General features: G+C 52.0%; 11 protein-coding genes. 4 read left to right on the forward strand and 7 right to left on the reverse strand.

The window, feature by feature from the left end; genetic code table 11:
• Positions 1-227: 227 nt before the first annotated feature.
• A complete protein-coding gene (gene pyk / locus KDD30_RS09025) occupies positions 228-1,673 on the forward strand; it encodes a pyruvate kinase (protein ID WP_211645561.1) in 1,446 nt (481 codons plus the stop codon).
• A gap of 106 nt (positions 1,674-1,779) precedes the next feature.
• Here pyk and rimJ read toward each other — a convergent pair whose 3' ends face one another.
• A complete protein-coding gene (gene rimJ, locus KDD30_RS09030) occupies positions 1,780-2,388 on the reverse strand; it encodes a ribosomal protein S5-alanine N-acetyltransferase (RefSeq protein WP_371826036.1) in 609 nt (202 codons plus the stop codon).
• A gap of 93 nt (positions 2,389-2,481) precedes the next feature.
• Between rimJ and KDD30_RS09035 the strand changes: the two genes are divergently transcribed.
• Positions 2,482-2,976, forward strand: coding sequence for a methylated-DNA--[protein]-cysteine S-methyltransferase (locus KDD30_RS09035; RefSeq protein ID WP_211645562.1), 495 nt, complete (start codon positions 2,482-2,484; stop codon positions 2,974-2,976).
• Positions 2,977-3,006: 30 nt separating this feature from the next.
• On the opposite strand, the gene tyrR is transcribed toward KDD30_RS09035, so the two are convergent.
• From tyrR to pspA, 6 genes are all read right to left on the reverse strand, one after another.
• Complete coding sequence (gene tyrR, locus KDD30_RS09040) at positions 3,007-4,542, reverse strand: transcriptional regulator TyrR (protein WP_211645563.1); 1,536 nt, start codon at positions 4,540-4,542, stop codon at positions 3,007-3,009.
• A 209-nt stretch (positions 4,543-4,751) separates the two neighbouring features.
• On the reverse strand, positions 4,752-5,795 hold the full coding sequence (locus tag KDD30_RS09045) for a YcjF family protein (RefSeq protein WP_211645564.1): 1,044 nt from the start codon (positions 5,793-5,795) through the stop codon (positions 4,752-4,754).
• Positions 5,792-7,189 carry a YcjX family protein gene (locus KDD30_RS09050; protein WP_211645565.1) on the reverse strand — a complete coding sequence of 466 codons (1,398 nt, stop codon included), beginning with the start codon at positions 7,187-7,189 and terminating at the stop codon, positions 5,792-5,794. The genes KDD30_RS09045 and KDD30_RS09050 overlap by 4 nt, the downstream gene beginning before the upstream one ends.
• A gap of 78 nt (positions 7,190-7,267) precedes the next feature.
• A complete protein-coding gene (pspC, locus tag KDD30_RS09055) occupies positions 7,268-7,654 on the reverse strand; it encodes an envelope stress response membrane protein PspC (RefSeq protein WP_211645566.1) in 387 nt (128 codons plus the stop codon).
• On the reverse strand, positions 7,651-7,881 hold the full coding sequence (gene pspB, locus KDD30_RS09060; RefSeq protein WP_211645567.1) for an envelope stress response membrane protein PspB: 231 nt from the start codon (positions 7,879-7,881) through the stop codon (positions 7,651-7,653). Before pspB ends, pspC begins: the two co-directional genes overlap by 4 nt.
• A 28-nt stretch (positions 7,882-7,909) precedes the next feature.
• Entirely contained in the window at positions 7,910-8,575 is a 666-nt protein-coding gene (pspA, locus tag KDD30_RS09065; protein ID WP_211645568.1) for a phage shock protein PspA, read from the reverse strand.
• A 253-nt stretch (positions 8,576-8,828) separates the two neighbouring features.
• On the opposite strand from pspA, the gene pspF reads away from it, so the two are divergent.
• Together pspF and sapA are read left to right on the forward strand one after the other, a co-directional pair.
• On the forward strand, positions 8,829-9,851 hold the full coding sequence (pspF, locus tag KDD30_RS09070; protein ID WP_211645569.1) for a phage shock protein operon transcriptional activator: 1,023 nt from the start codon (positions 8,829-8,831) through the stop codon (positions 9,849-9,851).
• A gap of 122 nt (positions 9,852-9,973) precedes the next feature.
• Positions 9,974-11,593 carry an ABC transporter substrate-binding protein SapA gene (gene sapA / locus KDD30_RS09075; RefSeq protein WP_211645570.1) on the forward strand — a complete coding sequence of 540 codons (1,620 nt, stop codon included), beginning with the start codon at positions 9,974-9,976 and terminating at the stop codon, positions 11,591-11,593.

The following is an 11,593-nucleotide window of genomic DNA, read 5'->3' on the forward strand; positions in this document are numbered from 1 at the left end:
AACAAACCTGAAAAGCATGGCTTTATTGCCATGCTTTTCTTTTTTATACTCTGACGGCTTCAAACAAAAAAGACATAAACAGACGTGACATCAGGGATCAGATGTCGGACATTCATTGTGAAATTCATCAATTCATTGTCCTATGTCGCCTTTTTATCACATACATCTGTAATAATATTACGGAACGTGCAAACACATCGTACCCTTTCGACTATATGGAGAGCTTCATGTCTCAAAGGCTAAGACGTACCAAGATTGTAACCACCCTCGGCCCTGCGACCGATCGCGACAATAACCTCGAAGCTATCATTGCTGCCGGCGCCAACGTGGTCCGCATGAACTTTTCTCACGGCAGCCCGGAAGACCATATTCAGCGTACAAAAAAAGTACGTGAAATTGCCGCAAAGCTTGGACGCCACGTTGCAATTCTCGGTGACCTGCAAGGCCCGAAAATCCGAATTTCAACCTTCCGCGACGGAAAAATCCGTCTGGCGATTGGTGATGCCTTCACGCTCGACAGCGACTTACCCAAAGGTGAAGGCACGCAACAGGCTGTTGGTCTGGACTATAAAGAACTGCCAAAAGATGTCGGCCCTGGCGATCTGCTGCTCCTTGATGATGGCCGGGTTCAGCTTGAAGTCACTCAGGTAGAAGGCAATAAAGTACATACCAAAGTGACCGTTGGCGGTCCGTTATCAAACAACAAGGGCATCAATAAGAAAGGCGGCGGCCTATCGGCTGAAGCGCTGACCGAGAAAGACAAAGCAGACATCATTACAGCTGCGGCAATGAACGTAGACTACCTGGCGGTCTCTTTCCCGCGTAATGGCGAAGACATGCACTATGCGCGCCGCCTGGCAACCGACGCTGGCCTGAATGCCCGCCTTGTTGCCAAAGTTGAACGTGCTGAAGCCGTCGCAACGCTGGAAGCGATGGATGACATCATCATGGCTTCAGATGCAGTGATGGTTGCTCGTGGAGATCTGGGTGTTGAAATCGGTGACCCGGAGCTGATTGGTGTGCAGAAGAAGCTGATCCGCCGCGCCCGCAGCCTGAACCGGACCGTGATCACCGCAACGCAGATGATGGAATCGATGATCACCAACCCGATGCCAACCCGTGCAGAAGTGATGGACGTTGCGAACGCAGTTCTGGATGGAACGGATGCGGTCATGCTGTCGGCTGAAACGGCTGCCGGTGATTATCCGGTTGAGACCGTGAAAGCCATGGCCAGCGTATGTCTGGGTGCTGAAAAAGAGCACAGCATCAATGTGTCTTCGCACCGGATGGACCGGACATTTGAAACTCCGGAAGAAACCATTGCGATGTCGACCATGTATGCCGCAAACCACATGATTGGTGTGACCGCGATGATCACGCTGACGGAGTCTGGTCGGACGCCTCTGATGATGTCCCGGATTTCTTCCGGACTGCCTATCTTCGCGCTGTCGCGCAACGAGCAGACCCTGAACCGTGCAGCGCTGTATCGTGGTGTCACGCCCGTGTATTTCGACCGTGAAGGTGATGCGGGTCTGGATGTGGCCAAACACGCCATCAATGACCTGAAAGAACTGAATTTGCTGAAAACCGGCGATCTGGTGATCATCACCCAAGGCGATATCATGGATACAGTCGGCAGTACCAACAACATGCGTATCCTGACCGTGGACTAATCTCCGCAGTCATTCGCCGCTAAGCTCCCATCAGCACAGATGGTTGCCTAGCGCTCCAAACAAAAAAGCTTGCGATCACCGCAAGCTTTTCTTTTTTATATACTTGTTAAGAGGCGTCTGGCTGCATCCAGTTTGGGTTCACCCTGGCGGTCAGAATATGATCTTCCCATCGGCCATTAATCAGCAGATATTCCCGGGCAACCCCTTCCTGTTCAAAGCCTGCCGCTTTTAACACCGCCGCACTGCGCTGATTCCGGGGAATATAAGCAGCCATCACCCGATGAAAATGCTGCTCTTCAAACAACCACCGAATCGCTGCATTCAACGCCCGTCGCATCATACCTTTCCCCTGCTGTTTTTCATCCAGCGAATAACCAACATGGCAAGCATAGAAAGGATGACGCACCAGATTACTGAAGTTGATGACCCCGCAGATTTCATTCGACCCTTCACAAAAAATCACAAAATAGTAAGCCAGATTGTGTTTGTGTAATTCACTTAACTGCGCAAGTCGTCGTTCCCAGCCAGCCACGGTAAAAAAAGCAGGATCACGCAGCGGCTCCCAGGGTTGAAGAAAGGCCTTGTTGCGCTGATAGTAAGCCGCGATCTGGTAAGCATCCTTTTGAGTCACCAGCCGGATTGTCAGCTCATCGACTTTGAGGGACGAGGAGCGATGGATGATCGAATGAAACAAGCTGACCTCTGCGTTGTACATCTATACTTTCAAATTGACACAGCCGAATTCTTTCTCTGTTTCTGGCCATCAGGCCACTTGATTCGGCGTGCGATAATCAACAGTTCACCAGTTATGGCAACTATGTATTACGATCTGATTCAAACAGAACTTGGTGTTATCTACCTGCAAGCGGATCATCAGGGACTGAAACTGCTGTCCTTTGCCAGCGATGGTTATCAACCACCGCCTTGCTGGAACTACCATCCTGAGAAAATGCACGAATATAGCCTTCAGGTCAAAGAATACCTGTGCGGTCAACGTCAGCAATTCTCCCTGTCACTGGCACCGGAAGGAACGCCTTTCCAACAGAGTGTCTGGCAAGCGATACAACACATTCCCTACGGTAAAACAGCCACTTATCATAGCCTAGCCGTTCAGTTAGGTAACAAAAAAGCCCAGCAGGCGATTGCGCTGGCAAAAAATGTCAATCCGATTCCTTTAGTGATTCCCTGTCATCGGGTGATTTGTGATCACCCCAGATTAAGCTGCCGCTTCGGTCTGGACTTAATCAACCGATTACGCCATCTGGAATCAGGTCAGATTCAGCCGGAACTCTTACCGCTCTGAAGCCAATCAGCCTCAGAGCAGCAATACCCGTCAGGGTTTATTGATTCCGTACTCCCGCAGCTTATTTGCCACAGCGGTATGAGAGACCCCCAGACGCTTCGCAAGCTTACGCGTCGACGGATAACTCTTATACAGATTCGTTAAGATACCAGACTCATAGCGCTTCATGATATCGTCCAGTGACCCATCCAGCGTTTCCTCACTGATCACACTGGCAGATTCATTCTCCGGCAATTGAATGTCATCGACTGTCATTTCTGCCTTTTCAAGCTGAGTCATGGCCCGGAACAGGACATTTCTCAACTGGCGGATATTCCCCGGCCAGGCATACTGGCTTAAAGTCTGAGCCAGTTTCTCCGACATTGCCGGTTTCGGCTGCTGGAGCTCCTGCGCAAACTGAGACACAAACAGCTCTGCCAGCGGCACAATATCGGCTGACCGCTCTCGCAGAGGCGGCACCACCAGTGACAACACATTCAGGCGGTAATAGAGATCTTCGCGGAACTGACCCGCTGCAACTAAATCCGGCAAACGTTTCTGAGTCGAGCAAATCACCCGGACATCCACTCTCACCTCTTTCTCTTCCCCGACACGGCGGAAAGTGCCGTCCTGAAGGAAGCGCAGCAGTTTGACCTGCAAGTGAGACGACATTTCACCGATTTCATACAAAAACACAGTGCCGCCGTTCGCTTGTTCGAATATCCCTTTTTTGCCTGCTTCACCGCCAACGCCTGCCACACCGAACAATTCAGTCTCGGCGGCATTATCCGGCATGGAAACACAGTTCACGAGCAGGAAAGGCTGGTCCCGGCGTAATGAACGCTGATGACAGGCTCGCGCCAGCATTTCTTTCCCGGTGCCGGTTTCTCCCTGAATCAGCAACGGCGCATCCAGCAGGGACAGCTTTTTCGCCTGACCAATCAAGTGCCTGAACCGGGAAGAGTGACCGACCAGATGTTCAAAACCATTGTCCCCACTAATCTTACGCATGGCCAGTGGCATTTTGGCTTCAGACAAAGAGCGCAGCAAAATCACAGCACTTGCCAGTACTTCGTTATTGGCATCATCGGTGACATAAACAGGCAGCACTTCCATCAGGTAGTCCAGCCCGGACAGCACCACCATTTCGCTGTACTGCTTGGCACCGTCCTTTTCAAGCCAGCGATAGAAATTAAATCCCAGTACGCTGTGAATGGTTTCTCCCAGTACCGCTTCCCGGGATTTACCCAACACTTGCTCGGCTGGCTGATTCGCCAGATCGATTTTTCCCTGCAAGTTCACCGAGAAAAACGGATCCGGCAGCGCTTCAAGTAATGCTTTCAGTTCTTTATGTTCACGCTCACTGGGCATGAACTGGATTTTCCGGACGTCTGTCACGCCCTCCAACTGACGGATTTGCGACATCAGCTGGCGAAATTCTTCAAATTCGATTTCCGGACAATTCAGGTAGATGATCCCGCTACGGTCGATTTCGATTCCGCGCAGGTCCAGCTCACGACTGGCTAAAATATCCAGCAGTTCCCGGGTCATCCCCAGCCGGTCGACACAAAAGACTTGTAGCCTCATAGTGGTTGCCTTTTTACTCCAGACAAAACTGTCAACAATTCGTGACACGTGAGCAGTGTGCGCGGAAGTTACCTGATCGTCAAGACAGGAAATTCAGAAGGTGAGAACTGTATCGTGATGAAATGGTGGCAAAAACAACATTTTGCAGAGTCATGCCATCAGGTGAATAAAAATCGACCAGCCCCAATGGTGAAGCTGGTCGAAAAACATCAGGTACTCTGCCCCGCCGTCTCGGACTTGTCCGCCCCCAGTCGGCCAAGCAGATCACGCCGGATATCACTCAGGGCCGGCGCCTGATCCGGCTGCCAGGGCAGCGGTCGCATCAGATTGATTGCTTTCAGGCCGAGCCGGCCGGTCAGCAGACCCACGCCTAAGCCCTGCGCAGCCCGGGCTGATAAACGACCGGTCAGGTGGACTGACAATAAATCCATGCTGCTGTCGGTGATCAGTTCACTGGCACCGGCAATAGCCATATTTTTCAGCACCAGTTTGAACAGCTGAATCCGGGACCAGTAGCCCAGTTCAATGCCGTACACTGCGGCAATCTGATCAATCAGACGGAAGTTTCGCCAGGCGACCAGTAGGACATCAGCGATCGCCAGCGGGCTGACGGCAACCATCAGCGCGGCTTCACGCGCGTACTTCACCACCAGCTTTTTCGCGGCTTTATCCTGCTGGCTCACCACGAGTTGATCATACATGGCCAGCACTTCAGCATCGTTATGGGTCGCTGCCAAAGATTCCTGCCAGCGGCTGTAGCCTGCGTGTTCAGCGGAGATCCCGCCCTGTTTCGCCAGCCGGATACAGAAAGCTTTCCCTTGCCCGATACCATCTTCGGCAAGGAGCATTTCAGCCTGTTCCCGTTCAGTCTGCCGGTCTTTCAGTCGGCGCAGCCGGAGCCATTCACGGCCGAGGACGACAATCCCTGTGGCTGCCACGGAGGCCACCAGCACACTCCAGCCCAGGGACAGCCAGTCCCCGCTCTGATAGGCCGAATACACATAATCGACGCTTTGCCAGACGGTCAGACCCACCCCACCCAACAACAGGGTTTTCAGCCAGCGACCTTTGGACTTCCGCTTTCCCAGCGTTTGCGCTAACTGTGCTTCTGCTTGTGTTTCTGAGGCATCTTCGGGACCAGACGGCAAGAAACTCTCTTCCTGCGCAAATTCCAGTCTTGTTTTGAGATCTGGCGCAGACTGCGCCTGTTCGGTTTCGTCGAATACAATCTTGCTCTGAAACGATTTGGTCATCGCAATTTATCTCCCAGCAAAAACGACAGGGTTTTATCCATCCGGATATGCGGCAGCGGTTCATCACTTTGCTGCGGCAAGGGCCGGAAACTGACAAAATCAAAACCCTGAGATGCCCAGAATTGATCATCCGGCAGACGTCTCGGGACTTCTCCCGGAAAGATAGTCTGGGCCTGACCGGACAAAGTATGGCCGCGCAAGGCTGGCACCTGCTTGCCCTGGTGCTCCACAAATCCGGGCTCCGTCGCCTGTATAGCAGCCAGACTGGTGCAGCTCATATTGATGCCTTCAAACGATGCCGTCTGCCAGGCTTCATTGACCATCTGCTGCAGCAGGCTGACCAGATTCGGATGCTGCTCCGGGGTAATATGATCCGCTTTGGTGGCCGCAAACAGCACTTTATCGATTCTGGGCGAGAACAAACGGCGCAGTAATGAACTCCGGCCATAATGAAAGCTCTGCATCAGTTGATTCAGGGCATGCCGCATGTCATTGAAAGATTCACGCCCCGCATTCAGCGGTTGCAGGCAATCAACCAGAATAATCTGGCGGTCGAATTTCGAGAAATGGTCCCGGTAAAAGCCTTTCACCACATGTTGCTGATAATATTTATAACGGCTACGCAGCATCCCGAAGTTTGTATTTTCTTTCGCTTCATTCAACTGGCTTTCGCTGTATTTATCCAGCCACACTAACGGAAAAAACTGAAGGACAGGCGCACCCGACAACTCACCGGGCAATACGAATCGTCCCGGTTGCACCCAATGTAATCCCGCCTCAGCCTTACATTGATGTAAATAGGCGGTGAACTGTTCTGCCAGCCGGGCCAGCAGGTTTTCATCCGCTTCTGCGAATGGATCCAGTGCCTCACCTGCCGCCAGCCAGTCTTGCGCCAGGGCCTGACGACGCCCCGTCATCAGCCGGTGCTGCTGTTTCGACCAGGCCAGATAATCCATGTCGAGCAAAGGTAAATCGAGCAGCCATTCTCCGGGATAATCAATAATATCCAGATAGAGGGTGGCCGTATCCTGCAAGAGTTTCAGCGGGCCTTTCTGCGGCTGAAAACGCAGGGCCATGCGAATCTGGCTGACATCACGGGTCGGCTCGGGCCAGTGAGGCGGTGTGGCCAGCAGAGACTGCATCCCTTCTTCATATCCGAAAGCAGGCACATGCATTTCAACCTGAGGAACCCGCCGGGCGCCCATCAGGTGCCCGTCACTGACCGCCGGAAACAGCGGTAATCGTGGATTGGTACTGACATGCTGTAACTGGTTCACCAAGGAAGTGATAAAAGCGGTTTTCCCGGCACGGGATAAACCGGTCACTGCCAGCCTGACATGCCTGTCCAGCCCCCGGTTCACTAATTTGTTCAGCTCTTGCCCTAAATGAATCATATCCTGCCCTTCTCATTTTTCTTCGTACAGCAGAAAAGCAGGCGGTTGCCTGCTTTCCTTTTTAGGCCAGTGTTGCGTTTAAAGCTGTTTGAACGCTTTTTCCACATCGTAGGCAGAGGAGGTCACATAAGCTTCCATCTCTTGGAGCTTGGTTTCCATGCCATCCATTTCGCTCTCCAGGTTATGCAAAACCTGAGACGGTGACTGCCCGGACTGCCAGGGTTTCTGTTTCACCGTGTGCTCTTTATAAGCATGCTGCTGTGTCTGACGTTCTTCCGGCATCTTATCCAGAAACAGACAGGCTGCGATATAAGCCAGCGTGACGAAAAAACCGATACCCAGCAAAAACGCAGAAACCGTCAGGATACGAACTACCCAGGTTTCAACCCCGAAGTATTCGGCAATCCCGGCACAGACCCCTCCCAGTTTCCCGTTCTTCGGATCGCGGTATAAGGTTTTCGTCATGACTTCTGCCTCCATTGCGGCGCTTCAGCATCCAGTATCTTTTCCAGTGTGACAATACGTTGCTGCATCTGTTCTGCGCGGGTCAGCAACGCCTGCAGTTTATCCGCTTCATCACCGGAAAGTCCCTGTGCGGTGTGGCGCTTGCTTCGGTAATGCAAAATCAGCCACAACGGAGCGACAAATACCAGAAAGACAATCAGCGGCCCGACTATAAATCCCATCGACATGCAATCTCTCCTCTCAAGGCCTTCACTATTATTCTTTGTCTTTCATGCCTGCTTTCAGACGTGCCAGTTCCTGTTCGATTGCGTCTTGTGCCTGCAAATCCGCAAATTCCTGATCCAGACTCTTACCGCGACCTAAATTATAGCTGTCGGCTTCTGCCTCCATTTCGTCAATACGGCGCTCGTATTGCTCGAACTTGGATAATGCTTCGTCGACTTTGCCGGTATCCAGCTGACGACGAACTTCACGACGATTATCCGCAGCCTGATGACGCATCACCAGCGCTTGCTGACGCGCGCGGGTTTCCTGCAGCTTGCGCTCCAGTTCAGCAACTTCCTTGGCCAGCTTTTCAATGGTTTCTTCCACCAGCTTATACTCTTCCTGCAGCGTCAGAACCACATCACTGAGCTTTTGTTTTTCAATCAGCGCAGCACGGGCCAGGTCTTCACGGTTTTTCTGCAGTGCCAGCGTCGCTTTTTGCTGCCAGTCTTCAGATTGTGATTGCAGGCTGTTGATCCGACGCTGTAATTCCTTCTTGTCCGCCATGGCTTTGGCGGAAGAGGTCCGGACCTCAACCAGCGTGTCTTCCATCTCCTGAATAATCAGGCGGATCATTTTTTGCGGATCTTCTGCTTTATCCAGCAATGAATTCACGTTGGCGTTTACAATATCCGCAAAGCGAGAAAAAATACCCATAATTGTCTCTCCTTCATCGTCGTCATACCGACGCTCGGCTGACTGACGTTGTGATTCAGATGTCGCCGGAAAACCAGCGGACTCATGTGTGATAGCCCTATATTACAAAAGGCGTGCCAACTTTATTATTCATTCGATATCAGTAAGTTAGCTTTACATCTGCTTCTGCCTGCTGCTATCTTATAAATGTTTATGCCAAGAGTTGGCGAAATTGACCAACACTTTTTCTGTTGAATCACGCGGAGCTCTCCCTATGCAAAAAACGGACAACCTGATCGGTGAATCAGAAGCCTTTCTCGCCGCTTTAGATCATGCCTCGCGGCTGGCTCCGCTCGAACGCCCTATTCTGATTCTGGGTGAGCGCGGGACAGGTAAGGAACTGATTGCCCAGCGGATTCACTATTTGTCCAGACGCTGGGATCAGCCTTTGGTTTCCCTCAATTGTGCAGCCCTGAGTGAAGGGGTCATTGACTCTGAATTGTTCGGCCACGAGGCCGGTTCTTTTACCGGCGCGAAAGGCCGCCATATGGGCCGGTTCGAGAGAGCCGAAGGCGGTACGCTGTTTCTCGATGAGCTCGCAACATCACCGCTGGGCGTGCAGGAAAAGTTATTACGCGTGATCGAATATGGTGAATATGAACGGGTTGGCGGTACGAAAACCTGTCAGGCCAATGTCCGGCTGATCTGTGCCACCAATGCCGATCTCCCGGCGCTGGCAAATGAAGGCAGTTTCCGGGCAGATTTATTAGATCGGCTGGCCTTCGACATTATCCATTTACCACCGCTGCGAGAGCGTCAGGAAGATATCCTGCCGCTGGCAGAATACTATGCTGTCCGGATGTGCCGTGAGATGGGATTTGGCTATTTTTCAGGGTTCAGTCCCGCAGCAAGAAAAGCGCTCACCACCCATTATTGGCCCGGAAATGTCCGTGAACTGAAGAACACGGTGGAACGTTCTGTCTTTCGTCACAATCACGAGGATTTACCCATTGAATCAATTATCCTCGATCCATTCACTCCCCCTTGGGCCAGCCAACCCAACGGGACGGCCCAAGATGCGGATCCTGCGCTTGAATCCGCCCCGAAGCTTCCAATCGATCTGCGAAATTATCAGGCATCACAGGAAGTTAGTCTGATCAATCAGGCACTGGTGCAATCGAAGTATAATCAGCGAAAAGCCGCACAACTGCTTGGATTAAGCTACCATCAACTCAGAGGCTTACTGCGCAAGCATGATATGGTGGGCAGTCCTCAGGAAAATGACAGCCATGAATAACAAACTGCGTCATTTAATAGCATCGCGCTGGTTAATGAAGGAGATACCTTGGTGGTTCGCGCAGAAAGTGATAAATTTAGCCCCTTGTTTTTCCTCAACACCTGATAGATAAGAGCGTTGTTATGAACGCCTGTTTCCGATTGCTGCTTGCCTGTGCTGGATTGCTGGGTTTGACGGCCTGCTCTGATCCCCAGCAAGAAAATACCATTCGCCAGTGGGGGTTTATTTATTGTGGCCAGGACACCCCCTGGACCTTTAATCCTCAATTGACGGATGGTGGTCATACGGCCGACAGTCTGGCAGCCCAGATCTTTGATCGGCTGCTGCAACTGGATCCGATCAGCCATCTGCCGCAACCTGCGCTTGCCAGCAGCTGGACCGTCAGTGAAGATGGCCTGGAATATACGTTCACGCTGCGGCAGGATGTCCGGTTTCAGCGTACGCCAGACTTTTCTCCGACCCGACGGTTCAATGCTGAGGATGTGCTGTTCAGCTTTCAGCGGGTCATTGACCCCAAACATCCGTATCACGCCGTTTCCGGTGGTCATTACCCGTGGTTTGAAAGCCAGTCATTCCATCGTTTGATTGAACGCATTAAAATCATTGATGCGCATCACATCAAATTTATCCTGACCCGGCCAGACAACGCTTTCCTTTCGACCATTGCCAGCTCTTATGCTGCCATTCACTCGGCTGAATACGCAGATCAGCTGTTACGGCAAGGTCATCCGGATCAGATTGATACCCGGCCGGTCGGGACCGGTCCATTTTATATGGATGAATACCAGCCCCATGATCTGATTCGCCTGAAACGCCACTCCTATTACTGGCGTGGGGCCCCCTTTATGGGCCAGGTTGTGTTCGACATCTCATCCCGCGGGACAGGAACACTGGCCAAGTTGCTGAATCACGAATGTGATGTGCTTTCTTCTCCGGTTGCCAGCCAGCTTCCGGTGATCAAGAACGATCCTGAATTTGATCTGATCGCGCAAAATGCCATGAACGTAGCTTTTCTCGCCATCAATAACAGTATTCCGGCCTTGCAGGACGGACGCGTGCGTCAGGCAATCAATCTGGCGATCAACCGCGAGAATTTGCTGAATTCCGTTTACTACGGTACGGGCACCAAAGCCAAAACCTTGCTGCCCCCGATGTCTTGGGCACATGATAAAAACCTGCCCGATGTCAGATACGATCCGGTCAAAGCACAGCAGTTCCTGAAAGAAGCAGGTTATGACCGTAATCTGCACCTGATTCTGGCGGTGCCCATGGAGCCACGGCCTTACAATCCCAGTCCGCGTAAAACAGCAGAGCTGATACAGGCTGATCTGCGCGCGGTTGGTATTGAAGTCACTTTGCTGTTGCAAGACAGGCCCTTACGACCGGGCTCAAAAGCACAACAAAGCATTGATCTGACGCTGACTGGCTGGGTGGCCGACAATGGCGATCCGGATAATTTCCTGCGCCCGCTGCTCTCGTGCAGCGCCAAACAGGCCGGATTGAACGTTGCCAACTGGTGTAATCTGCAATTTGATAACCTGCTGGAACTGGCTTCTCGCACGACCCAACTGGAGCAGCGTCTGGATTATTATCAGTACGCGCAGGAAATTTTGCAGGATGAAGTCCCGGTGATCCCGCTGGCCCATGGGGTTCACTATCAGATTCACCATCAATCCTTACAGGGCCTCCACCTGAGTCCTTTTGGCACCCGCTCGTTCTCTAATGTGTATCGGAGCGAATAA

The sequence above is a fragment of the Photobacterium sp. GJ3 genome (assembly GCF_018199995.1).
Classification (GTDB): domain Bacteria; phylum Pseudomonadota; class Gammaproteobacteria; order Enterobacterales; family Vibrionaceae; genus Photobacterium.